Source organism: Devosia sp. J20-27, from assembly GCF_055808595.1.
In genome coordinates this window covers 3,714,653-3,736,543 of sequence record NZ_CM147875.1, presented here as the reverse complement: position 1 = coordinate 3,736,543, position 21,891 = coordinate 3,714,653, and the positions used below count along the sequence as shown (strand labels likewise).

Genomic DNA, 21,891 nt, shown 5'->3' with positions numbered 1-21,891 from the left:
CAAAAACGGAGTCGGGTCTTGGGTAAACTGGTCCAATTCGACAAACGCGGACGTCATCCGAAGGTGAGGCCCATTCTGGCGGGCAACGCGCAAATCTTCCTGTTCACCGGTGTGCGCTACGAGCGCGACGGGACTCCGGTTCCCGGGAAGCCTTTGAATTCGGCACGGCAGAAGCGCAAACGTGGGTGAACACTGCGTCGCCCTGATCCGCGCAGCGGTCGCTACCGGCTTGCTGCTCGCCAGCGCTGCGTGCATGACGCGGCCGACCGGCGATTTCGGTCGGGCCAGCGACAGCGTTCTCCATGACCAGGTGATGCCGGCGGCCGGCCGGCTGAAGTCGGAATATATCGACAAGAAACCGGTTTCGACCTTCAACCAGACCGACGAGGAACGCGAGATGCACGATCGCGTCTGGCGTTATCTGACGGCTGCGCACGCCAAGGACTGGTCCTTCAATGTGTCGGTCGAGTTCCAGCGCACCCGCATCGGCACGACCGACCGGCATTTTCAGACCGATCGCTACTACAAGCTGCTGTCGAGCGAAGCCTATGCGTCCTCGCACACGCGCTTCTCGACGCTGGCCGATCACGTCTCGCTCGACATCGACATGATGCAGCCGACCTTCCGCGCCATCTGCACGGTGATCGACATCGACCGGCAGCGCGCCGTTGCAGCCGCCGAGATCGACGGGCTGGCGCCGCACATGCGCCAGGAGCAGCGTGACCGCAAGGCCGAGAACGACGAGAAGATCGGCTGGTTCGTCCGCGCCATCCGCTACCGCTACGAGTCCTACAACTACGCGCTCGAACACCTGCTGGTGGAAACACCGCATCGGGAAGCGGTGCGCGTCGACGGCTTCCTCAGCCAGTGGCTGACCTGGGTGGAACGCGGCGAGCGACACGATTTCTGCAGCGACGCCGGACGCTATGCCCAGGGCGGCAAAGGCGGCGTGCCGTCGCGCGTGCTCATGGGCGACGGCAAGGTCTATCCCAAATAGCTCGAGCTAGCTCGGAATGTTGCCGCAGGTCAGTGCCTGAAGCTGCGCCTCGTAGCGCGGCCGCATGACCTGATGGGCAGGGGCCAGACGCACCACCACATAGACATCATCCACGGCGCTCTCGACGATCAGCAGCCCGGCGGCCACGTCCAGCTTCTGCTCGGCCAGCAGCCGTGTCTGCGCCTGGTTGAAGAGTCCCAGGTCGAGTGTCTGGCCGATGCCGTCGCGATTGGTGGTCGAGTAGATGGCCACGCCGTTCCGGTTGTAGACGGCGACTGACCAGAACGCCTGCGGCAGCGTGCCGGCGACGACGCCCGGGCCATGCCGGAGATCGATCTGGCAGACGGCATAGGCGAGTTCGGGATCGAGCCGCAGCGGATTGGGCTGGCCGGGCGCCGGCGCGGCCAGCACCACGGGACGGTTGAGCGCGCCCATCGCGGTGACCTGCGCCCAGACGCCACTGCCGGTCAGCGTCGGCAGCGCCAGGATGACGGCAATGTGGATGATGCCGCCCAGCACCAGCCCGCCAAAGACCCAGAGCAGGGTGCGGATCATGCGCAGGCCTCGCGGATGATCGAGGGCAGGGTGGGGGAGGCGAGGCCGGTGCCGATGCTCGAGGTGTCGTAGAGGTTAAGCGCGAGGGCGAAGGCGCCGTCGCCGGTGATCTCGAGCCAGTTGCGGGGCGCCAGCGTGCGGCTGATATAGAGTTCCATCGATCCGTCATTGGCCCGCGCGATGTGCCGGCTGGAGAGCGCGGCTGGAGAGCCCTCGCGGGTGATGAGCGTGCCGGTGGCATCGACTGCCGTCAGCGTCCAGAAGGTTGCCACCGGCGTCGTGCCGTCGATGCGATAGCGGCATGCGCGGTCGAGGGCGCGTCCCTCGCTGTCGACTTTGGCGACGAACTGCAGACCCTCGCTGGAGCCAAGCTGCAAGGCGCCGGTACGGGCAACATAGGCGCGGCTATAGGGATCGGGAGCGGGGGAGCCGGCATCGCGCCAGGTGGTCCACGGCCCGACCTGCGTGACGCCGAAGAACCGTCCGTCGGTCAGGGCGAACCACGACAGGCCGAAGCCGAAGGCCAGGGCCACGCCGATCAGCAGCAGCAGGTGGGTGACAAAGCGCAAGGACTACAGCGCCTTGTCTGCAGGCTTGGTGCCGATTGCGGCCGTGTCGCCGGGACGCGCCGACTTGAGCGTGAAGTTGAGGCGATCGGCGACCTCGAGCAGCTTCTGCGCCGCGGCCGGCTGCAGCGTCGGCGGACGCTCGGCCTGCTGTGCGGCGGCGGCGTCGGCATCGGCCTGGGCGATGACGAAGGGCGCAGTCTTGAAGTCGACGCCGAACAGCGGTTTCACCTCGATATTGGTGTGCGCATAGGCCATGAACTTCTGCCAGGCGATGGCCGGCAACGTGCCGCCGGTGAGGTTCTTGGTCGGCCGGTAGTCGTCATTGCCGAACCAGACCGCGGCGACGTAATTGCCGGTAAAACCGCAGAACCAGGCATCGCGATAGGACGAGGTCGTGCCGGTCTTGCCGGCCGTCGGTACACCTTCGACGGCGGCGCGGCGGCCGGTGCCGTGGTCGACGACGCCGCGCATCATCTGGTTCATGAAGGTGACCGTCCGTTCCGACAGCACGCGCTCATGCGGGGTGGTGGTATCGGCCTCGTAGACCGGTGTGCCCGCCAGGGTGCTGATGCGGGTGATGCTGTAGGCCGTGGCCTTCAGCCCGCCATTGGGAAACACGGCGTAGGCCGAGGTCATGTCCAGCACGCTGACCGAGGCCACACCGAGCGCCAGCGAGCGGGTGACCGGGAATTCGTTCGTGATCCCCATGCGATGCGCCGTCTCGGCGATCGGGCCGCGGCCGGTCTTGATCGAGAGCGTCACCGGCACGGTATTGATCGATTGGGCAAAGGCGCTTTCCAGCGTCACCGAGCCCTTGTAGTTGCGGCCATAGTTGACCGGGCACCAGTTGCCGATACAGACCGGGCGATCGGTGATGGTGCTCTTGGGTGTGTACTCGGGCACCAGTTCGAAGGCGGTCGAATAGACGAAGGGCTTGAACGCCGAGCCGGGCTGCCGGGTGGAGACGATGGCGCGGTTGAACTGGCTCTTGCCGTAATCCATGCCGCCGACCATGGCGCGCATGGCGCCGGCCGGCTCGGTCACCACCATCGCCGCTTCCTTGACGCCATATTGCTCGCCCTGTTCGCGCACGACGGAGGTGACGGCGTCCTCGGCATAGGACTGCAGCACCGGATCGATGGTGGTGCGCACGACGAAGCTGTTCGAGGTGCTGTCCGAATCCTCGATGATCCGCTTGGCTTCCTCGAAGGCGTAATCGAGGAAGTAGTTCGGCGAATTGAGTTCGTGCGAGCGATCCACCGGCGTTGCCGGATTGCGCCGCGCCGCCGTCACCTGGCCTTCAGTGAGGAAGCCCGAATCGACGAGGTTGGAGAGCACCAGATTGGCGCGCGCCCGCGCCGCGGCCAGATCGACATGCGGCGCATAGCGCGTCGGAGCCTTGAACAGGCCGGCCAGCATGGCGCCTTCGGCGAGGTTCACATCGGTGATCTTCTTGCCGAAATAATACTCGGCCGCCGCCGCCGCGCCAAAATTGCCGCCGCCCATATAGGCGCGGTCGAAGTAGAGCTTGAGGATCTCGTCCTTGGAGTAGTGCCACTCCAGCCAGACCGAGAGGAAGGCTTCCTTGATCTTGCGCTCGATGGTGCGCTCGGAGGAGAGGAAGAGGTTCTTGGCCAGCTGCTGGGTGATCGACGAGCCGCCCTGCAGCGACAACTCGCCCGAGGCATTGCTCATCAGCGCGCGCAGCGTGCCGACCACGTCGATGCCGAAATGCTCGTAGAAGCGCCGGTCCTCGGTGGCGAGCGCCGCCTTGACGAAATAGTCGGGCAACTTGTCGAGCGGATAGGAATCGTCCGAGCGGATGCCGCGGCGGCCGATCTCGTTGCCGTAGCGATCGAGAAACAGCACCGAATAATCCTCGGCCTTGTTGAACTTGCCCGACGCCGTGGCGTCGAAGGCGGGGAGGGCGAGGGCGGTCATCAGCACCGCGCCGATGGCGCCGAAGCTCAGGGCATCCGAAAAGATCTCGACAAAAAACCGCTTGAACCCGGTGACCTGGAAGATCGAGAAGAAGTCCTGCACGCGGTTGTAGCCGCGGCCGAGCGACTGCCAGAACTCGTACATGGCCGAGTCGAGCCAGGCGTCCGCATCCAGCATCCGGACTTTCTTCTTGCGCTTCTCTTTGTGGTAGAAGGGGTCTTGCACCGAAGTCTCCGGAACGCGCGCTCTTGCCGAGTCTCCCCGTTTCGCGCCCGGGGTGCAAGTCTATCGCTGGATTATGATTGAGATCGCTTTCTCGCAAGTGCAAAGCGCTAATGAAAGGCTGCAATTGGCTTTCTGGGACGAAAAGACACTCGAGGAAATGACCGTGGTGGAGTGGGAATCGCTCTGCGACGGTTGTGGCCGCTGCTGCCTGATGAAGCTCGAGGACGAGGACACGGCCGAGATCTTCACCTCGGACGTCCACTGCAAGCTGCTCGACGGCGAAAGCTGCAAGTGCAGCGACTACCCCAACCGGCTGGCCCGGGTGCCCGATTGCATCAAGCTCAACCCGGAAAATGTCCGCACCATCAGCTGGATCCCGAAGACCTGCGCCTACCGCCGCCTGGCCGAGGGCAAGGGGCTCGCCTGGTGGCACCCGCTGATCTCGGGCGACCCCGAGACCGTGGTGGCGGTCGGCGTCTCGGTGCGCGGCCGCACCATCAACGAGGACAAGGTCAAGCCGGGCGAATGGGAGACTCACCTCGCTGACTGGCCCGACTGGGAGCCGCCGGAGGAGATCTGAGCGTCCTGACGACTTTGTGAAGCGGGAAGTTATCAGCGCGAGGCGCGTGGGCTGCCGCGGCAAATGTGGCGGGCTGAACCGTTGCTGAGCAGCGCGTTCAGCACTGCGTCAGCAATGCTGTCTTGTTGACGACACATCAGGGCCGCGTTCCTGAACGCCAGATGAACGGCGCTGTTATCCGCAATTCAGACAATGGCCCTATTTATGGGGTCAACAACCGCCCATCACCCCATCGATCTGATCCGGAGACGCATCCCGATGCACCTCGCGAAGAAACTCGCTGCCGCAACCCTGGCCCTCGGCCTCGCCACGGCTCCCGCCCTCAGCCTCGCCGCTGATCCCACCGGCACCTGGCAATCCTCGACCGGCGAAAGCCGCTACAAGGTGAGCTATTGCGGCGACGGCACGCAATTGTGCGCCAAGCTGACCTGGCTGCGCGACGACGTCAAAACTCCAGAGAACCTGGCTCTGCTGGGCGCCTATGTGATGCGCGGCGCCAAGCCGACCGGCACCGACCAGTGGAAGGGCATGGTGCGCTACGACGGCGATACCTTCGCCGGCAGCGTCAAGATGGTCAGTTCCAACGCGCTCAAGCTCTCGGGCTGCAAGGGCGTGTTCTGCAAATCCATGAGCTTCGACCGGCTCTAGTGCCGACGAAATAGGCGGCGCCCAAGACCGCCAAACTGCGACCCCGCGCCCCCCCGCCAGGCGCGGGGCGTTTTGGTTTGGGGGTTTGGCAGAGACAGCCTAGCCAGCCGCCATCGCGGCGTGCCGGGCGATGACGGCCTCTTCGTCGGTTGGCAGGACAAGGACCTTCACCCGGCTGTCGGGCGGGGAGGCGACGGTGGATGCCGCCCGGTTGGCCTCCGGGGAAATCTCGACGCCGAGCCAGGCAAGGCGGTCAGCCACCATCTGCCGGATGCGGGCATTGTGTTCGCCAATGCCGCCGGTAAAGACGAGGCCGTCCAGTCCCCCGAGCGTGGCGGTGAGCGCGGCCACTTCGCGGGCGACGCGAAAGACGAAGAGCTCAATTGCCTCCACGGCATGCGGATCGTCGGACTGCGCCAGCGCGGCCATGTCGCTGCTGATGCCGGAGACGCCGAGCAGGCCGCATTCGTAGTAGAGCAGGTGCTCGAGCTGATCGACCGAGAGGTTCTCGGTGCGCAGCAGATGCAGCAGCACCCCGGGGTCGATGGCGCCGGGACGGGTGCCCATCACCAGGCCGTCGAGGGCGCTGAAGCCCATGGTGGTGTCGACGCTGTGGCCGTCGATCATGGCGGTAAGGCTGGCGCCGCTGCCCAGATGCGCGACGATGACGCGGCCGGCTGCCAGCTGTGGCCAGCTCTGGCGCAACTGCCCGGCAATGGACTCGCAGGAGAGGCCATGAAAGCCATAGCGCCGGATGCCCTTGGCTTCGAGCTGGCGGGGGATGGCGTAGCGACTGGCCGGCGGCGTCAGCCCGTGGTGGAAGGCCGTATCGAAAGAGCAGATCTGCCGGACGTCCGGGCGAGCCTGCGCGATGGCTTTCACCGGAGCAAGACCGAGCGGCTGATGCAGCGGCGCCAGCGGCGTCAGCGCCTCGATGGCGGCGATCACGTCGGCGTCGACCACGACCGGATCGACGAAGCGGCGCCCGCCATGCACGATCCGGTGCCCGACGGCCGTCACCACCTGGGCATCGGGCCGCTCCTCGACGAGGTGCAGCAGCGCCAGGGCATCGGCGCCCGGCTCATCGCTGGGCCGCCACTGCCGCTCCTCGATGATCTGGCCGGACCCGTCCCGGAGGCGCAGGTGATGCCCGAACGCCGACTGGGTGATCTGCCCGCGCAAGACTGCCTCCAGGTCCGCTCCGGCGCCGGCAAAGAACGCAAACTTCAGGCTCGACGAGCCGGCATTGAAGGCAAGGACGCCTTCAGGCATGGCTTTCCCCTTCGGTCCTGGCCGCGTAGGGCCAGCTCCAGCCGCGGATCTCGGGCATGTCCTCGCCGTGCTCGCAGATGTACTTCTGGTGCGCGATCAGCTTGTGGTTGAGCTGCTGCTTGGCCTGCGCTGCCCGGCCGCTCAGCCCCGGCACCCAGTCGATGGCGGCGATCGCCAGATGATACCGGTCGATCTCGTTGATGACGGCCATGTCGAACGGGGTGGTGGTGGTGCCTTCCTCCTGGAAGCCGTGCACGTGGAAATTGTCGTGGTTGGAGCGGCGATAGATCAGCCGGTGGATGAGGTGCGGATAGCCGTGATAGGCAAAGATCACCGGCTTGTCCGGAGTGAACAGGCTGTCGAAGTCGCGGTCGCTCAGGCCATGCGGGTGCACGTCCTTAGGCTGCAGGGCCATCAGGTCGACGACGTTGACGACCCGCACCTTGATGTCGGGCAGCAGCGTGCGCAGCAGGTCGCTCGCCGCCAGCGTTTCCAGCGTCGGCACATCGCCTGCGCAGGCCAGCACCACATCGGGTTCGCCCTCGAAGGCTTCATTGCCGGCCCAGTCCCAGATGCCGACGCCCGCCTCGCAATGCGCCACGGCCTGGTCCAGCGACAGCCATTGCGGCGCCGGCTGCTTGCCGGCGACGATCACATTGATGCGGTCATGGGTGCGCAGGCAGTGGTCGGTGACCCACAGCAGGCAGTTGGCGTCGGGCGGAAAGTAGACGCGCACGATGTCGGATTTCTTGTTGACGACGTGGTCGACGAAGCCGGGGTCCTGATGCGAGAAGCCATTATGGTCCTGCCGCCAGACATGCGAGGTGAGCAGATAGTTCAGCGACGATACCGGCGCACGCCAGCGCAGGTCGCGTGACACCTTCAGCCACTTAGCGTGCTGGTTGAACATCGAATCCACGATGTGGATGAACGCCTCGTAGCACGAGAACAGCCCGTGCCGGCCGGACAGCAGATAGCCTTCGAGCCAGCCCTGGCAGAGGTGTTCGCTGAGGATCTCCATGACCCGGCCGTCCGTGCCGAGCTGCACGTCATAATCCTCGATCGGCTCCATCCAGGTGCGGGTCGTTGTCTCGAACACCGCATCGAGCCGGTTGGAGGCGGTTTCGTCGGGACCGAAGACGCGGAAATTGCTGCTGGCATCGTTGAGCCGCAGCACGTCGCGCAGGAAACTGCCCATGACCCGCGTCGCCTCCGCCGTGGTAGCGCCCGGTGTGTCGACGCTGACGGCGAAGTCGGTCATGGCCGGCAGCATCAGTTCGCGCCGCAGCACGCCGCCATTGGCATGCGGGCTCGATCCCATGCGCTTGCGGCCCCTGGGCGCCAGCTCCCTGAGTTCGGGGCGCAGCCGGCCGGTCGCGTCGAACAGCTCCTCGGGCCGGTAGCTGCGCATCCAGTCCTCGAGGATGCGGCGATGGCCCTCGTCGCCCCGTGCATTGCTGACGGGCACCTGGTGCGAGCGCCAGAAGCCCTCGACCTTCTTGCCGTCGACTTCCTTCGGTCCGGTCCAGCCCTTGGGGCTGCGCAGGATGATCATCGGCCAGCGCGGCCGCTCGGGCGGGGCGGTGCCCTGCCGGGCCGTGCGCTGGATCTCGGCGATCCTCTCCGCGGCCTGGTCCATGCCGGCGGCCATGTTCGCATGCATGGGCATCGGGTCACTGCCCTCGACGAGGATCGGGGCGTAGCCCAGCCCCGTAAAGAGAGCGAGCAGCTCTTCGGTATCGATGCGCGACAGCACCGTGGGGTTGGCGATCTTGTAGCCATTGAGATGCAGGATCGGCAGCACGGCGCCATCGCGGCGCGGATTGAGGAACTTGTTCGACTGCCAGGAGGCGGCCAGCGGTCCGGTCTCGGCCTCGCCATCGCCGACCACGCAGGCGACGACCAGATCGGGATTGTCGAACGCCGCGCCGAAGGCATGCGCCAGGGAATAGCCGAGTTCGCCACCCTCATGGATCGAGCCGGGCGTGTCGGCGGAGACGTGGCTGGGCACGCCACCCGGAAACGAGAACTGCCGGAACAGGCGGCGCATGCCGTCGAGGTTTTCGCCGATCTGCGGATAGGTCTCGCTGTAGCTGCCCTCGAGCCAGACATTGGCGACCATGCCCGGTCCGCCGTGACCGGGACCGCAGATATAGATCATGTCGAGATCGCGGGCACGGATCAGCCGGTTGAGATGCGCGTAGATGAAGTTGAGTCCCGGCGTGGTGCCCCAGTGCCCCAACAGCCGCGGCTTGACGTGCTCGGGCCGCAAGGGCTCGCGCAGCATGGGATTGTCGAGCAGATAGATCTGTCCGGCCGAGAGATAATTGGCGGCCCGCCAGTACCGGTCGAGCAGCTCAAACTCGGCTGACGGGTTGTGATCTTGCGTCACGGCGGTCTCCTCGCATCGGGCGTTTCGGCGCCGCCGGAACCGGCTTTCGCGCTGCCGCATCAGGAGCAGGAAAGGTGGTCGGGGGAGTTGATCTCTGTCAAGGCGCCGGCAGGCGAGTGCGGACCGGCGTGACCGCGGGTCGGAAACCCATCCTCGCTGCCTCGACAATGGCAGCGTTGATCGTATTGAACTGAATTCAATTCAACACGGGACCGAGCATGGCAAAGGTGATCGGAACATATGAGCGGCTGGTGGCGGCGGCGCAGCAGGACCTGATCGAGGGACAGGGGCACCTGGAGATGCAATCGGTCGCCAGGCGGGCGCAGGTTTCCGTCGGGCTGGCCTATCACCACTTCGGCTCGAAGGCCGGATTGATCGCCGCAGTGGTCGAGGCGTTCTACGCCCGGCTGGAAGAGACGGTGTTCGGCAAACCGACGTGGCCGGCAACGACCTGGGCGGAGAGGGAGCGGGGGCGGATCGCTGCCTATGTCGCCTTTCACTACGATCATCCGTTCGCGCCGCTGGTGATCGGACCGTTGAGCCGCGCCGCCGAAGTGCTGGCCGTCGAGACCGCCTTTACCGACCGGCAGCTGGGCGGCGGGGCGGAGATGCTGATCGCGGCGCAGCGGGACGGCATCGTGCACGGCGATATCGATCCGCACCTGACCATCGCGATGATGATCGGCGGCATTCGCCAGGCTTTGATCTTCGCCTTCCGGCAGGCAGAGCGCCCGCCGCCGGAAAAGCTCACAGCCGACATCTGGGCCTATATCGCCTCCGCCCTCCGGCTGACGACGGCCTAGACTCTCACCCAGCAACTGTTCGCCAAGGTATCCGCGTGTCCGACCCGCTTGAATGTCATACGCCGCAGGCCTCCTACAGCCGCGAGGATCTGCTCCGTTCCGGCGAGGGCGGCTATTTCGGCCCGGGCAATGCACAATTGCCGGCGCCACCCATGCTGATGATGGACCGGATCACCGGCATCAGCCGCGACGGCGGGGCGTTCGGCAAGGGGCATGTCGTCGCCGAACTGGATATCGTGCCCGACCTCTGGTTCTTCGCTTGCCACTTTCCCGGCGACCCGGTGATGCCCGGATGCCTGGGGCTCGATGCCATGTGGCAGGTCATCGGCTTCTGGCTCGGCTGGTCCGGCTCGCCCGGCAAGGGCAGGGCGACCGGCGTCGGCGAGGTCCGGTTCCGCGGCCAGATCACGCCGGACTGCCGGCAGGTCCGCTACGAGATCGATATCCGCCAGGTGCGCCGTGGCCGTCTGGTGCTCGGCGTCGCGGACGGGCGCGTCTTTGCCGACGATATTGGCGTCTACGAAGCCAGGGAGATGCGCGTCAGCCTGATCCCGCCGGCGAGGTGATCGTCCGGAGATGGGCCTGCCGCTGCATCGCTCGAGTGCCGTCACCTTGTGAGTGCAGCGGCCCGTCTGGCAATAACGATCCTCGCCAGCTGCCAGAGGTTCAGGCCCATGAAGGCCAGGTTCCAGGCCACGACATTGAGCATGGGCACCGGCTGGTTGAAGAAGTAGAGGGCGAGGCAGCCTGCCGCAGCCAGCGTGAGCAGGCGCAACCGCAGCAGATCAGCGGTGAAGTAGGCAACGATGTAGAGCACGTTTGCCAGATTGATGAGCGGGTCCATGGCGATCACCCGGACGGCCTGGCGGGGGAGCAAGCAAAGGGCATTCTGGTCTCCGGCGCGCGGGAGAGACAGCGCCCGTCGGGGACGGGCGCTGCATCGGGTTATTCGCCGCCGAACTCGGCTTTGAAGGTGTCGAAGTCGATCTGCATGCCGTTGATGACAGTGCTCCAGTGGCGGACATAAGCCGCCTGGGCCACCGCTTCGGACACTTCCTCGTCGGTGGCGCCCTGCTGCTTGGCGAACCTGGTCTCCAGCCAGATGCAATACTGGCAGGGGATCTGGGCCGCGACGGCGAGGTTGATGAGCGACTTCACCTTGGGTTCGAGCTTGTTTGCCGGATCGAGCAGCAGGCTCTTGGTCATCGCCCAGGCGCCCGCAACCGCGGTGTCGGGGTAGGCCTTGAAGTGGGACGGCACGACGCCGAGCGTGGTCTCGATGTCCTGGTAGGCATTGGCCGCCGAGGACGTCTCCTGAGCATTGGCGGATGCGCAGAGGCCGAGAATGGCGACGGTTGTGACGGCAAGACTGGTAGTGAACTTCTTCATTTGACTATCCGTAGGATTATGGAGCTGCCGTTGCGGCGAGCCTTGATCCGGCGGTTGGGGCGCGCGTTGCGCCGTGGCCACCGATGGCCTGCTCTAGTGCCGCACCCGTTCGGCTGGTAGGTTGGCTTCCGTCGGAAACGGTCTGAATCGGACACTCGTGTGCCCCCGGAAAGCAGCAAGCCGCTCGTGACTGCGGTTGTCGTCACCCCCGAGACGGGGACCGCCGGCACCTTCATCATCATGGATCTGCTGTCGGCCGTCGGGCAGCTCTGGGAAACGCTGCATGGCGAGGAGTTGCGCCCGCCGCGCTTCCTGCCGCGCCTCGTGACCCTCGACGGTGAGCCCTACAAGGACCTGCACGGTGTCACCATTCATCCGCATGGCGCGCTCGAGGACTTTCCGGCCCCCGACATCGTGATGATCCCTGAACTGGCGATCGATCCCTGGAAGCCGCTGCCGAACTCGTTCTCGGCCATCGCCAGCTGGATCGCCACCGCGCACCAGAATGGTGCCACCGTCGCGGCGCTCTGTTCGGGATCGATGCTGCTGAGCGAAACCGGGCTGCTCGATGGTGAGGACGCGACCTCGCACTGGGGCTATTGCGACGCGATCAGCAGCCGGCACCCCGAGATCCGCATGCGCAAGGAGCGTGTGCTGGTGCCCGCCGGGGAGGGGCACCGGCTCATCACCACCGGAGGCTTTGCCTCCTGGCACGATCTGCTGCTCTATATCGTGGGGCGCATGGCGGGAGCGGAAGAAGCCCGCCGGCTGGCCAAGCTCTTTCTCCTCGACTGGCATTCAGATGGGCAATTGCCCTATGCCGCATTGACGGTCGGCATGCGCCACCATGACAGCCTCGTCACGGCTGCCCAGGTCTGGATCGTGGACAATTACGCCAATCCCAACCCGGTCGCGGCAATGGCGGCACAGACCGGGCTCACCGAACGCAGTTTCCTGCGACGGTTCAAGGGCGCCACCGGTCAGTCGCCGATGCAATATGTGCAAACCCTTCGGATTGAAGAGGCCAAGCAGCTCATTGAAACCACCGAGCTGCCGCTCGACGAAATTGCCGCCCAGGTCGGTTATGCCGAAGCCTCGGCGTTTCGTCGCCTGTTCAAGCGCCTCGTCGGCATTACCCCGGCAGCCTATCGCCGGCGCTTCGTCAAAGCGCCAATCGACGTGCCGCACTGACGGGGCCGTTCGCAGGGCGAACGGCGGGACGGACCATTCTATCGCTGGATGTCGCGCGCATAGCGTGTCGGCGGCATGCCGACGAAGCGGGTGAACGCGACGCTGAAGGCGCTGGCGGACCCATAGCCGACGCGTTCGGCGATCTCCTTGATGCCGCCTTCGCGGCGGCGCAGCAGATCTTTGGCCAGCGCCATGCGCCAGGCGATCAGATATTCCATCGGTGACATCCCCACCGCCTTGCGGAACCGCTCGAAGAACACCGAGCGGGAGAGCGCGGCTGCGTTGGCCAGCTGCTCGACCGTCCAGTCGCGCCGCGTATCCTCGTGCATGCGGCGCAGGGCGGTGGCGAGACGCTCGTCTGCCAGCCCGCGCAGCAGGCCGGGCGAGGCGGCGCTGTCGGAGGCCGAGCGCAAGGCCTCGATCAGCAGCACTTGCAGCAGCCGCTCCAGCACCATGTCGCGGGCAGGCCGGTCATCGAGGGCCTCGCCGCGGATCAGTTCGACCAGCCGGGCCAGCCGCTTCTGGCCGCGCACGTGGATGAACTCGGGCAGCAATGCCAGCAGCAGCGCGGCATCGGGCGAACCGAAGGCCAGCTGACCAACCATCCCCCGCATATTGGGCGGCCCGTCCGGATCGCCATGCCGGGTTTCGTCCGCCCGTTTGGTGACCGCCCGAAGGTGACCGCTGGTGCCGGTCTCAAGGCTCGACATCGAGAACTCGTGAGCGGCAGGCAGCAGGAAGAAATCGTTCTCCCGCAGTTCGCGCTCGGCATGCCCGGCGACGGTCAGGCGCGCCGCGCCCTCAAGGAGGACGCAGAAGAAGGGCTGTCCGTTGCCGCTGGCCTCCACGTGCCAGACGCCCGAACCGCTGGTGGTCTTCGAGAACGGCAGGCTCGGCTGCAGTAGCGCGACGACTTCGGCGAACGGGTCAGTCATTTCGGACTATCTCGAATGAAAGCAGGACTATTCATGATAGAAAGTCTGACATGGGGAGTCCACATGAGAGCCGTGAAACCCTCGAAAGGATTTTCCCATGACTACCGTTCTCATCACCGGCTGCTCGTCCGGCTTCGGCCTCGACATTGCAAAATACTTCCTGGCGCGGGACTGGACCGTCATCGCCACCATGCGTACGCCGCGTGAGGATGTGCTGCCGGCATCAGACCGCCTCCGCATCCTGCCGCTCGATGTCACCGACGAGACCAGCGTCAAGGCGGCGCTGGCCGCTGCCGGTCCGGTCGACGTGCTGGTCAACAATGCCGGCATCGGTTTCCTCAATGCGCTTGAAGGCACGCCGATCGATGTCGCCCGCGACCTGTTCGACACCAATACGCTGGGCACCATGCGCATGACCCAGGCCGTGCTGCCGCAGTTCCGCGCGCGACGGGCCGGCATGATCATCAACGTGACCTCCAGCGTCACCCTCGAACCCCTGCCGCTGCTCTCGGTCTATACGGCCAGCAAGGCAGCGGTGAACGCCTTCACCGAGTCACTGGCGCTGGAACTGGAGCCGCTCAACATCAAGGTGCGCATCGTCCTGCCCGGTGCCGCACCGGGGACCAGTTTCGCGGAGACCGCCATGGCGCGAATCCAGGGCGCCGGCGGGTTCCCCGAGGCCTATTCCGGTCTGGCCCAGGAGGTTATCGCACGCCTGCAGCAGCCCGACGCCCCCAAGACGCTGTCGTCGGATGTGGCCGAAGCGGTGTGGCGGGCAGCGACTGATCCCTCCTGCCCGATGCGCCTGCCGGCGGGCGCCGACGCCGTGGCGCTGGCGGCCTGATCACGCGCAGAATCGGACCCGTCGCCGGTCAGCGGCGGCGGGTCAGCCGCAGATGTCGAGCACTCGCTTGATGGCGGCCGATGAGCCCTTGGCGCCGAAGGCGTTGCTGTCGAAGACCTCGAGCTTGCCCGACGTGTTGCGGACATAGGCGACGCCGATGGCGGTCCGCGCCTGTTGCGCGATGCGCGCCCACTGCCGGGCCACCGGGCCGCGCACGATCACCGAGCTGCCATCGCTGTGAATGAGCGGCATGTCCTGCGCAAAGCTGCTGCCGGCCGGCACCGTGCCCGAGGCGCCGGCGGCCGGATCGGGAGTGATCGCGAGGTTCATCGAGCTGGCCCCGGCGACCTGCCGGTGCGGCGAGCGCACCCAGAAGCCGAGCGCCAGATCGCCGCCGCGGCAGGCGAACTGCAACTGCGCGCCGCCATTGTCGTAATAGGCGATGGGCACGCCGGCATCCTCGAACTGCCAGGTCTCGGCACTGGCTGTCGTCGCCGGCAGGAGGACCAGGAGCGCCGAAAATATCCTCAACATGTTCATCTCTCGAAGGTCCTCAAGTCGCTGCCGGGCGGCCGCCGTCACAGGCGCGATTCAATAGCGTCGAAGCGGCAAATTTTTGATGAAGCCAAATCGTCCGATCGAGGTTTATCGTGACGATGCGGCGGGCGGATGCGTCTTCGCCCACTGCAGCGTTGATCTCGAGGAGGCGATCGACATGCAGAACCAGCCAGGGTCCGGACCCCATACCGATCCGGCAGACGTGCACAACCGCCAGGCGGCGGAGTTGAAGGAAGATACGTTCAGGGGCGGCAACAGGGCCAGCCGGTTTCGCCGGCCGCTCGACTTCCTGCGCAGCCCCTGGAAACCGGCACCGGGTCGCTTGTGGCCGGGCCGGAACGGGCCGAAGACACCCGCATAGGGTGGCGGTCCAGAGGGCCAGTGCTGCGGCGGAGCGATCCGCCGCCAGCTGAATCCGCGTCGCAACTTGACCCCGCAACGCCCTGCGCCAGCACCAGATTTGCAGAAAGTTCAGCCGACTTATCCCCGCGTCACGCTGGTCGGGTAGAGTTCAGGCATGGTCGGAGAAGTGGGCGAGGGCGAGGGTGGAGGACAATCCTGAAGGCGACGGACTGGCACAGCCGCCTGTCGCGCCGGCGGAGCCGAACTGGGACATTGTCGCCATCGATTACCAGACGGGACATCTCACCCTTCCGGCGCTCTGCCGGAAGCACGGCATCACCCGCAGCACGCTGCTGCTGCGGGCCACCCGGCACAAATGGCGCACGCTGCGCACCGACGACACGGATCGGCTGATCCTGATCGACATGCTCTTCGGCGCGCTGGAGCGGCAGATTGCACATCTGGAGACTGTTGAAATGACCCGGACCGGAGACAAGGAGGTCGTCGTGCTTGGCAAACTGGCAGCGACGCTGGAAAGGCTCGTCACTATCGAGGATCGCTCGAAGGCCCCGGCGGGCAGCGGCGAGAACATGAAAGACCTGCGCATCAAGCTGGCCCGGCGCATTGAAAACCTTAAGCGCTCGTAGCGCGCTCGATGGCACCTACAGCGACCAGCGGGTCATCGACGAATATTACGACTGGCGGCGCTGGGGCCGCCCGGAACAACGTGCGCCGGAAGGCGACTGGACCACCTGGCTGCTGCTCGGCGGACGCGGCTCGGGCAAGACACTGGCCGGCGCGCAATGGGTGCGAGCGCTGGCCGAGGCGGAGATTTCTCCCATCGCGCTGGTCGGCCAGACGATGACCGAGGCGGTGACCGTGATGGTGCGCGGCGACAGCGGCATTCTCGGCGCGCATCCGGCCGACAAACGGCCGCGCGTGCGGGACAATGTGCTGCGCTGGCGCAACGGGGTGGAAGCCTTCGTCATGTCGGCCAGCGACCCGGACCGGTTCCGCGGGCCGCAATTTGCTGCGGCCTGGTGCGACGAGGTGGCCAAATGGCCCGACCCCGATGCGGCCTGGGACATGCTGCAGTTTGCGCTGCGACTGGGGGATCATCCGCGGCAGCTGGCGACGACAACGCCGCGGCCGATCCCGCTGCTCAAGCGCCTGCTCGGCGATCCGGCCACCATGGTGGGCCGGATGAAGACCGACGAGAACAAGCACCTGGCGCGAACCTTTCTCAGCGCCGTGGTCGGTCGCTATCGCGGCTCGGTGCTCGGACGGCAGGAACTGGACGGCGAACTGATCGAGGACCGGCCTGACGCACTCTGGCAGCGCCATATGTTCCGGTCGCCGACGGCCGAGGCGCCGGGACGCATCGTCGTGGCGGTCGATCCGCCGGTAACCGGCGGGCTGCGCTCGGACGCCTGCGGCATCATCGTCTCGGGCAAGACCGAGAGCGGCGCGGTGGTACTGCAAGACCTGACGCTGCAGCCGGCCAGCCCGATGGGCTGGGCCCGGCGGGCGGTCGCCGCGTTTCATGCGCATCGCGCCGACTGCATCGTGGTCGAGGTCAACCAGGGCGGCGACATGGTGAAAACCGTGATCGGCCAGGTCGATGCCGGTGTGCCGGTGAAGGCGGTGCGGGCCATGCGCGGCAAGTGGCTGCGGGCCGAACCGGTGGCAACGCTTTATGCGCAGGGCAGGGTGCGGCATATGCCCGGCCTCGCGGCGCTGGAAGACGAGATGTGCGCCTTCGGCGCCGACGGCCGCAGCGAGGGCCACTCGCCCGACAGGGTCGATGCGCTGGTCTGGGCCATCACCGACCTGCTGCTGCAGGGGAGCGAACCGCGGGTGCGGTTCTGAGATTTTTGATAGGGCGCAAAGCAACAGTCGTCCCTCCCCCTTGAGGGAGAGGAGCGAGGGGCTCTCCCCCCTCCCAACCTCCCCCGCAAAGGGGGGAGGTGCCGATCCAGTCTGGGGCGCGTTCTCGCCGATCCAACCGGCGGACACCCTCCCCCTTGTGGGGAGGGCTGGGGAGGGGGCGTGTGGTTCGTCATTGATGGACCCCCACCCCCGGCCCCTCCCCTCGAGGGGGAGGGGAGCGAGGGGCTCTCCCGCCTTTGGAGGGGAGACCTCATCCTGAGCCGTGTCGAAGGACGAGGCCGGGCACTGAGGCACCGCCCTCGTGGTTCGACAGGCTCGCCCTGAGGGCGTCCGAGGGACGCTGAGAACGAGACCCGCAGAAACGTCAGAGGATAGACATGCCCAACTGGTGGAGCCGCCTGAGCGGCCGATCGACTGCGCCTGCGGAGGCCAAGAGTGTGGGGCCGCAGAGTCTGCTGGCGCTGACGGCGCTGGGCGATGCCAACTGGAGCCGGCGTGGCTTTGTCAGCCTCGCCAATGAGGGCTTCGTGCGCAATCCGGTGGTGCACCGCTGCGTGCGGATGATCGCCGAGGCGGCCAACTCGGTGCCGCTCGCTGTCGAGGAAGGCGGCCGGCGGCTGGCTGAGCATCCGGCGCTGGCGCTGCTGCGGCGGCCCAACCCGCGCCAGTCGGGCGGCGAACTGCTCGAGGCGGTCTATGCCTACCTGCAGACGGCGGGCAATGCCTATCTCGAGGCGGCGATCATCGAGGGAGAAGTGCGGGGTCTCTACTGCCTGCGGCCCGACCGCATGAAGGTGGTGCCAGGTCGGGACGGCTGGCCGGGCGCCTATGCCTATGCCGTCGGCGGCGCCACGCGCACCCTGAGCCAGGAGTCGACGCCGATTGCCAAGGTGCTGCACCTGGCACTGTTCCACCCGCTCGACGATCACTACGGGCTGAGCCCGCTGGAGGCGGCGCAGACCAGCCTCGATATCCACAATGCCGCCGCCCGCTGGAACAAGTCGCTGCTCGACAACGCAGCACGGCCGAGCGGCGCGCTGGTCTATTCGGTCGCCAATGGCCAGCTGACGCCCGACCAGTTCGCGCGGCTCAAGACGGAACTGGAGCAGGGCTTCGCCGGCGCCCACAATGCCGGCCGGCCAATGGTGCTGGAAGGCGGGCTCGACTGGAAGACCATCGCGCTCAGCCCCAAAGACATGGACTTTATCGAATTGAAGAACGGCGCGGCGCGCGACATCGCCCTGGCCTTCGGCGTGCCGCCCATGCTGCTCGGCATTCCCGGCGACAATACCTACGCCAACATGGCCGAAGCCAACCGCGCTTTGTGGCGGCAGACGGTGGTGCCGCTGGTGCGCCGCGTCGCCGACGACCTCGGCTTCTGGCTGGCCCCGGCCTTCGGCGGCGGCTTTGCCATCGTGCCGGACCTCGAAAGGGTCGAGGCGCTGGCCGAGGACCGCACGGCGCTTTGGGCGCGCATCGGCGCGGCGGAATTCCTCAGCGATGAGGAGAAGCGGGGTATGCTGGGGGTCGGGGGATGAGGGCCCGGCTTTAACTGGCGACCTTGCCCTTGATGATGACGTGGACCGCACTGTTCCCACTCGCACCGTCATCCTCAGGCTTGACCCGAGGATCTAGCGGCGCCGGCGCCGAACGCCGGAGCATGGCGCTGTGGCGAGATGGGTCCTCGGGTCAAGCCCGAGGATGACGGTGGGTGGGGAGATTGGAGCGGCATTCTGCACTCCGTGGGGCTGGCTGCGACGGCGGGGGCGACCCTCTGCAAGGCCGATGGGCGCTGCTGTCGTGCAGCGGCAGGAGGGAGGGACAGATGGATGACCTGACCAAGACCATCGCCGAGCGGGGCGACCTGGCGCATCTGGCATTGTTTCTGTGGGCCAGCGGGGCCTCGGGGCTGCTGATCTGGGCGCTGCGCGAGATGGCGGCGGCGAACCGGCGCTTCGAGGACTTCGTCAAGGAAATCTCGAGCCTCAACCGGCTGTTCCAGCACAAGGACTGACATGAAAACGACCTCGGAGGAGGCACAGCAGGTGTTCCGGCAGTTTGACTGGCACCTGGCGGGGAAACTCGCCCGGACCAATGGGCCGCGACGACCGGCGGCAAAGCCGCAACCGGCGGCGAAGCGATGAACCCTCGCGCCCGGATCATTTGGATCGTCAGGGATGGTACACGCTGAAGGACTGAGATTATGCTGGGACTGTGCTCTGAAGCACCTCGGCATACAGCATTTGAGCCCAGCGGATCAGCTAAAGATCATACGTGACTTCGATCCAAGGGCCTTCAAGTGAGGAGTGTTTCACCGATGGCAGTCGAGGAAATCCCCTTGGATACGATAAAGGTCGGCGACATCATCTTTGGCATCGCCGGGGGCGGACAGAAGAAGATTCTGATCGTCATCCATGCCGATGATGATCGCTTTGTGGCGCGGCATATCACCAGCCAGGCTGTGGTGGAGTTTGGACGTGACGGCAGGTCACGGCGAACCCCGGACGGTGGAAGCTGTGTCATCAGGTCAACGGCAAAGCTGCCTCTCGATGCGCATGAAACTGCCGTTGGGCTGGATCGCAAGATGCAGACAGCGCGGCAGCACCCGGACTTTGTCCTGAGCCGTCGAGAGATCGAGCTGATCCTGCACGCCGACCAGTTCTTCGAAGCTCATCCGCTGCCATCTGACTAACTGCATCGGCGCGCGCTGCTCGCCTGGGCACTGCGCGAGATGGCGGCGGCGAACCGGCGCTTCGAGGACTTCGTCAAGGAGATCGCCAGCCTTAACCGGCTGTTCCAGCGAAAGGACTGAACCGATGAAGACGACCTCGGAAGAGGCGCAGCAGGTGTTCCGGCAGTTTGCCTGGCACCTGGCGGGGAAACTCGCGCGGAGGACGCCCGCGGCGGGCAAGCCGCAGGGCAGGGCGGGCAGCCGCGGCGCGAGGGCGGGCAAGCGATGAAGCGGCCGCTGCCGATCGACGACGATGGGCGCTTCGCCGGCTATGCGAGCCTCTTCACCACGCTTGACGCGAGCGGCGACATGGTGATGCCGGGCGCCTTCGGCAAAAGCCTGAGCCGGCGCGGCGCGGCCGGGATCCGCATGCTGTTCCAGCACGATCCCAAGGAGCCGGTGGGCGTCTGGGAGCGGGTCGGCGAGGACGCAGCGGGACTCTGGGTCGAGGGCCGGCTGGTGCCGGGCGTGCCCCGCGCCGATGCACTGCAGCGGCTGATCGAGACGCGGGCCATCGATGGCCTTTCCATCGGCTTTCGCACCGTCCGCGCCACCCGCGAGGCCCGCGGCGGCCCCCGAAAACTCTGGCAGATCGACCTGTGGGAGATCTCCATCGTCACCTTCCCGATGCTCGACCGGGCACGGATTGCAGAGGCCGGGTCGAGCGCCCGGCTGGCCGGCACGCTGGGTGCCGCGCTTTCGCTACTCAAACCATGAGGACAGCAATGACGGAAGTTTTGACCGACCGCCTCGAGAACAAGGCGGCGGCGCCGGGGGATATCGGCGGCATGTTCGCCGAGTTCATGGGCGCCTTCGAGGAGTTCAAGCGCACCAATGACGGGCGTCTTGCCGAGCTCGAAAAGCGCGGCGCCAGCGATGCGCTGACCGAAGAAAAGCTCAACCGGCTCAACGGTGTGCTCGACAATGCCAAATCGGCGCTGGAACGGGCGCAACTGGAGCGCAGCCGGCCGCAACTGGAAGCCGGGCGGCCGCAGGACCACGACGAATACAAGGACGCCTTTGCCGGCTACATCAAGCGCGGCGAGGAGAAGGCGCTGTCGATCGGCGTCAATGCCGATGGCGGCTATCTGGTGCCCAGCGAAACCGAGAGCGACATTCTTGGCCGGCTGACGGCGATCTCGCCGATCCGCGCCATTGCCGCGGTGCGGCAGGTGTCGACCACGGTCTACAAGAAGCCGGTGGCGCTGAGCGGTCCCGCGGTGGGCTGGGTGGCTGAAACGGCGGCGCGGCCGCAGACCAATGCGCAGACCATCGACCTGCTCGATTTCCCGACCGCCGAACTCTATGCCATGCCGGCGGCGACCAGCGCCTTCCTCGACGACGCGGCGGTGGATGTCGGCCAGTGGATTGCCGACGAGGTCAACGCCGCCTTTGCCGAGCAGGAGACGACGGCGTTCGTCTCGGGCAACGGCACCAACAAGCCCAAGGGCTTTCTCAGCGAAACCCAGATCGCCGAGGCCAGCTGGGCCTGGGACAAGATCGGCTACCTGGCAACGGGCGTGGCCGGCGACTGGCCGGCCAGCGACGAGACCGACGTGCTGATCGACCTCGTCTATGCGCTCAAGGCCGGCTACCGGCAGAACGCCAGCTGGGTGATGAACCGCCGCACCCAGGCAGCGGTGCGCAAGTTCAAGGATGCCGACGGCAACTACCTGTGGCAGCCGGCCAATGCGCCGGGCGGCAAGGCGACGCTGATGGGCTTTGACCTGGTCGAGGCCGAGGACATGCCCGACATCGCCGCCAGCACCACGCCGATCGCCTTTGGCGACTTCCGCCGCGGCTATCTGGTGGTCGACCGCCAGGGCGTCAACGTGCTGCGCGATCCGTTCAGCGCGAAACCCTATGTGCTGTTCTACACCACCAAGCGCGTCGGCGGCGGCGTGCAGGATTTTGACGCCATCAAGCTGCTGAAGTTCGCGGCGAGCTGAGAAAGGCGCAAGGGACGCTCCCAGGGATCGTCACCCCGGCGCAGGCCGGGGCCCAGTACACGCGGAACGTGCGGTGCGGG

Annotated in this window: 26 protein-coding genes; 17 read left to right on the top strand and 9 right to left on the bottom strand. The window is 66.3% G+C overall.

Going from position 1 to position 21,891, the window contains the following annotated elements; all coding sequences use genetic code 11:
- The first annotated feature begins 18 nt into the window (after positions 1-18).
- Positions 19-189 (top strand): hypothetical protein, encoded by a 171-nt coding sequence (locus AC0L4C_RS18520; RefSeq protein ID WP_473401208.1) that lies wholly within the window; start codon positions 19-21, stop codon positions 187-189.
- Positions 182-997, top strand: coding sequence for a hypothetical protein (locus AC0L4C_RS18515; protein ID WP_473401207.1), 816 nt, complete (start codon positions 182-184; stop codon positions 995-997). Before AC0L4C_RS18520 ends, AC0L4C_RS18515 begins: the two co-directional genes overlap by 8 nt.
- Positions 998-1,003: 6 nt before the next feature.
- Here the strand turns inward: AC0L4C_RS18515 and AC0L4C_RS18510 are convergent, their stop codons facing one another.
- From AC0L4C_RS18510 to AC0L4C_RS18500, 3 genes are read right to left on the bottom strand one after another with little or no spacing between them, the layout of a single operon-like run.
- Positions 1,004-1,552, bottom strand: a complete 549-nt coding sequence (locus AC0L4C_RS18510) for a DUF1254 domain-containing protein (protein ID WP_473401206.1) — start codon at positions 1,550-1,552, stop codon at positions 1,004-1,006.
- On the bottom strand, positions 1,549-2,121 hold the full coding sequence (locus AC0L4C_RS18505) for a DUF1214 domain-containing protein (protein WP_473401205.1): 573 nt from the start codon (positions 2,119-2,121) through the stop codon (positions 1,549-1,551). The genes AC0L4C_RS18510 and AC0L4C_RS18505 overlap by 4 nt, the downstream gene beginning before the upstream one ends.
- A gap of 3 nt (positions 2,122-2,124) precedes the next feature.
- The gene (locus AC0L4C_RS18500; RefSeq protein WP_473401204.1) at positions 2,125-4,287 is read right to left on the bottom strand and encodes a transglycosylase domain-containing protein; all 2,163 of its coding nucleotides are present in this window, start codon (positions 4,285-4,287) and stop codon (positions 2,125-2,127) included.
- A gap of 73 nt (positions 4,288-4,360) precedes the next feature.
- Here AC0L4C_RS18500 and AC0L4C_RS18495 point away from each other — a divergent pair, with 73 nt between their 5' ends.
- Positions 4,361-4,867, top strand: coding sequence for a YcgN family cysteine cluster protein (locus tag AC0L4C_RS18495; RefSeq protein WP_473401202.1), 507 nt, complete (start codon positions 4,361-4,363; stop codon positions 4,865-4,867).
- A gap of 258 nt (positions 4,868-5,125) precedes the next feature.
- Positions 5,126-5,515: a DUF2147 domain-containing protein gene (locus AC0L4C_RS18490; protein ID WP_473401201.1), complete on the top strand. Its 390-nt coding sequence runs from the start codon at positions 5,126-5,128 to the stop codon at positions 5,513-5,515.
- Positions 5,516-5,614: 99 nt separating this feature from the next.
- Here AC0L4C_RS18490 and AC0L4C_RS18485 read toward each other — a convergent pair whose 3' ends face one another.
- Positions 5,615-6,787, bottom strand: coding sequence for an acetate/propionate family kinase (locus tag AC0L4C_RS18485; RefSeq protein ID WP_473401200.1), 1,173 nt, complete (start codon positions 6,785-6,787; stop codon positions 5,615-5,617).
- Positions 6,780-9,179: a phosphoketolase family protein gene (locus tag AC0L4C_RS18480; RefSeq protein ID WP_473401199.1), complete on the bottom strand. Its 2,400-nt coding sequence runs from the start codon at positions 9,177-9,179 to the stop codon at positions 6,780-6,782. The genes AC0L4C_RS18485 and AC0L4C_RS18480 overlap by 8 nt, the downstream gene beginning before the upstream one ends.
- A 218-nt stretch (positions 9,180-9,397) precedes the next feature.
- Between AC0L4C_RS18480 and AC0L4C_RS18475 the strand changes: the two genes are divergently transcribed.
- Together AC0L4C_RS18475 and fabA are read left to right on the top strand one after the other, a co-directional pair.
- Positions 9,398-9,982 (top strand): TetR/AcrR family transcriptional regulator, encoded by a 585-nt coding sequence (locus AC0L4C_RS18475; RefSeq protein ID WP_473401198.1) that lies wholly within the window; start codon positions 9,398-9,400, stop codon positions 9,980-9,982.
- 35 nt (positions 9,983-10,017) lie between these two features.
- A complete protein-coding gene (gene fabA, locus AC0L4C_RS18470) occupies positions 10,018-10,548 on the top strand; it encodes a bifunctional 3-hydroxydecanoyl-ACP dehydratase/trans-2-decenoyl-ACP isomerase (protein ID WP_473401197.1) in 531 nt (176 codons plus the stop codon).
- Positions 10,549-10,589: 41 nt separating this feature from the next.
- Here the strand turns inward: fabA and AC0L4C_RS18465 are convergent, their stop codons facing one another.
- Positions 10,590-10,826 carry a hypothetical protein gene (locus tag AC0L4C_RS18465; protein ID WP_473401196.1) on the bottom strand — a complete coding sequence of 79 codons (237 nt, stop codon included), beginning with the start codon at positions 10,824-10,826 and terminating at the stop codon, positions 10,590-10,592.
- A gap of 101 nt (positions 10,827-10,927) precedes the next feature.
- Complete coding sequence (locus AC0L4C_RS18460) at positions 10,928-11,371, bottom strand: carboxymuconolactone decarboxylase family protein (RefSeq protein ID WP_473401195.1); 444 nt, start codon at positions 11,369-11,371, stop codon at positions 10,928-10,930.
- A gap of 186 nt (positions 11,372-11,557) precedes the next feature.
- Here AC0L4C_RS18460 and AC0L4C_RS18455 point away from each other — a divergent pair, with 186 nt between their 5' ends.
- Positions 11,558-12,562, top strand: coding sequence for a GlxA family transcriptional regulator (locus AC0L4C_RS18455; RefSeq protein ID WP_473401194.1), 1,005 nt, complete (start codon positions 11,558-11,560; stop codon positions 12,560-12,562).
- Between the two features lie 38 nt (positions 12,563-12,600).
- Here the strand turns inward: AC0L4C_RS18455 and AC0L4C_RS18450 are convergent, their stop codons facing one another.
- The gene (locus tag AC0L4C_RS18450) at positions 12,601-13,497 is read right to left on the bottom strand and encodes a helix-turn-helix transcriptional regulator (protein ID WP_473401193.1); all 897 of its coding nucleotides are present in this window, start codon (positions 13,495-13,497) and stop codon (positions 12,601-12,603) included.
- 97 nt (positions 13,498-13,594) lie between these two features.
- On the opposite strand from AC0L4C_RS18450, the gene AC0L4C_RS18445 reads away from it, so the two are divergent.
- Positions 13,595-14,341, top strand: a complete 747-nt coding sequence (locus AC0L4C_RS18445; RefSeq protein ID WP_473401192.1) for an SDR family oxidoreductase — start codon at positions 13,595-13,597, stop codon at positions 14,339-14,341.
- Between the two features lie 42 nt (positions 14,342-14,383).
- Here AC0L4C_RS18445 and AC0L4C_RS18440 read toward each other — a convergent pair whose 3' ends face one another.
- Complete coding sequence (locus AC0L4C_RS18440; RefSeq protein ID WP_473401191.1) at positions 14,384-14,875, bottom strand: hypothetical protein; 492 nt, start codon at positions 14,873-14,875, stop codon at positions 14,384-14,386.
- 85 nt (positions 14,876-14,960) lie between these two features.
- On the opposite strand from AC0L4C_RS18440, the gene AC0L4C_RS18435 reads away from it, so the two are divergent.
- The 9 genes from AC0L4C_RS18435 (at position 14,961) to AC0L4C_RS18395 (ending at position 21,811) form a co-directional block, all read left to right on the top strand.
- Entirely contained in the window at positions 14,961-15,260 is a 300-nt protein-coding gene (locus AC0L4C_RS18435; RefSeq protein WP_473401190.1) for a hypothetical protein, read from the top strand.
- 184 nt (positions 15,261-15,444) lie between these two features.
- The gene (locus AC0L4C_RS18430) at positions 15,445-15,888 is read left to right on the top strand and encodes a hypothetical protein (RefSeq protein WP_473401189.1); all 444 of its coding nucleotides are present in this window, start codon (positions 15,445-15,447) and stop codon (positions 15,886-15,888) included.
- On the top strand, positions 15,866-17,110 hold the full coding sequence (locus AC0L4C_RS18425) for a DNA-packaging protein (protein WP_473401188.1): 1,245 nt from the start codon (positions 15,866-15,868) through the stop codon (positions 17,108-17,110). The genes AC0L4C_RS18430 and AC0L4C_RS18425 overlap by 23 nt, the downstream gene beginning before the upstream one ends.
- Positions 17,111-17,508: 398 nt before the next feature.
- Positions 17,509-18,669, top strand: coding sequence for a phage portal protein (locus AC0L4C_RS18420; protein ID WP_473401187.1), 1,161 nt, complete (start codon positions 17,509-17,511; stop codon positions 18,667-18,669).
- Positions 18,670-18,956: 287 nt separating this feature from the next.
- Entirely contained in the window at positions 18,957-19,145 is a 189-nt protein-coding gene (locus AC0L4C_RS18415; RefSeq protein WP_473401186.1) for a hypothetical protein, read from the top strand.
- Positions 19,146-19,448: 303 nt separating this feature from the next.
- Positions 19,449-19,823 carry a hypothetical protein gene (locus AC0L4C_RS18410; protein ID WP_473401185.1) on the top strand — a complete coding sequence of 125 codons (375 nt, stop codon included), beginning with the start codon at positions 19,449-19,451 and terminating at the stop codon, positions 19,821-19,823.
- A gap of 124 nt (positions 19,824-19,947) precedes the next feature.
- On the top strand, positions 19,948-20,091 hold the full coding sequence (locus AC0L4C_RS18405; protein WP_473401184.1) for a hypothetical protein: 144 nt from the start codon (positions 19,948-19,950) through the stop codon (positions 20,089-20,091).
- The gene (locus AC0L4C_RS18400) at positions 20,088-20,579 is read left to right on the top strand and encodes an HK97 family phage prohead protease (protein WP_473401183.1); all 492 of its coding nucleotides are present in this window, start codon (positions 20,088-20,090) and stop codon (positions 20,577-20,579) included. Before AC0L4C_RS18405 ends, AC0L4C_RS18400 begins: the two co-directional genes overlap by 4 nt.
- 8 nt (positions 20,580-20,587) lie before the next feature.
- The gene (locus AC0L4C_RS18395; protein WP_473401182.1) at positions 20,588-21,811 is read left to right on the top strand and encodes a phage major capsid protein; all 1,224 of its coding nucleotides are present in this window, start codon (positions 20,588-20,590) and stop codon (positions 21,809-21,811) included.
- Positions 21,812-21,891: the final 80 nt, after the last annotated feature.

Excerpts from the sequence above, each read along its gene's own strand:
- AC0L4C_RS18510 (WP_473401206.1), bottom strand. The coding sequence starts at position 1,552 with ATGATCCGCACCCTGCTCTGGGTCTTTGGCGGGCTGGTGCTGGGCGGC.
- AC0L4C_RS18495 (WP_473401202.1), top strand. The coding sequence starts at position 4,361 with ATGATTGAGATCGCTTTCTCGCAAGTGCAAAGCGCTAATGAAAGGCTG.
- AC0L4C_RS18490 (WP_473401201.1), top strand. The coding sequence starts at position 5,126 with ATGCACCTCGCGAAGAAACTCGCTGCCGCAACCCTGGCCCTCGGCCTC.
- AC0L4C_RS18485 (WP_473401200.1), bottom strand. The coding sequence starts at position 6,787 with ATGCCTGAAGGCGTCCTTGCCTTCAATGCCGGCTCGTCGAGCCTGAAG.
- AC0L4C_RS18475 (WP_473401198.1), top strand. The coding sequence starts at position 9,398 with ATGGCAAAGGTGATCGGAACATATGAGCGGCTGGTGGCGGCGGCGCAG.
- AC0L4C_RS18465 (WP_473401196.1), bottom strand. The coding sequence starts at position 10,826 with ATGGACCCGCTCATCAATCTGGCAAACGTGCTCTACATCGTTGCCTAC.
- AC0L4C_RS18460 (WP_473401195.1), bottom strand. The coding sequence starts at position 11,371 with ATGAAGAAGTTCACTACCAGTCTTGCCGTCACAACCGTCGCCATTCTC.
- AC0L4C_RS18450 (WP_473401193.1), bottom strand. The coding sequence starts at position 13,497 with ATGACTGACCCGTTCGCCGAAGTCGTCGCGCTACTGCAGCCGAGCCTG.
- AC0L4C_RS18445 (WP_473401192.1), top strand. The coding sequence starts at position 13,595 with ATGACTACCGTTCTCATCACCGGCTGCTCGTCCGGCTTCGGCCTCGAC.
- AC0L4C_RS18440 (WP_473401191.1), bottom strand. The coding sequence starts at position 14,875 with ATGTTGAGGATATTTTCGGCGCTCCTGGTCCTCCTGCCGGCGACGACA.
- AC0L4C_RS18435 (WP_473401190.1), top strand. The coding sequence starts at position 14,961 with ATGAAGCCAAATCGTCCGATCGAGGTTTATCGTGACGATGCGGCGGGC.
- AC0L4C_RS18420 (WP_473401187.1), top strand. The coding sequence starts at position 17,509 with ATGCCCAACTGGTGGAGCCGCCTGAGCGGCCGATCGACTGCGCCTGCG.
- AC0L4C_RS18415 (WP_473401186.1), top strand. The coding sequence starts at position 18,957 with ATGGATGACCTGACCAAGACCATCGCCGAGCGGGGCGACCTGGCGCAT.
- AC0L4C_RS18410 (WP_473401185.1), top strand. The coding sequence starts at position 19,449 with ATGGCAGTCGAGGAAATCCCCTTGGATACGATAAAGGTCGGCGACATC.
- AC0L4C_RS18405 (WP_473401184.1), top strand. The coding sequence starts at position 19,948 with ATGAAGACGACCTCGGAAGAGGCGCAGCAGGTGTTCCGGCAGTTTGCC.
- AC0L4C_RS18400 (WP_473401183.1), top strand. The coding sequence starts at position 20,088 with ATGAAGCGGCCGCTGCCGATCGACGACGATGGGCGCTTCGCCGGCTAT.
- AC0L4C_RS18395 (WP_473401182.1), top strand. The coding sequence starts at position 20,588 with ATGACGGAAGTTTTGACCGACCGCCTCGAGAACAAGGCGGCGGCGCCG.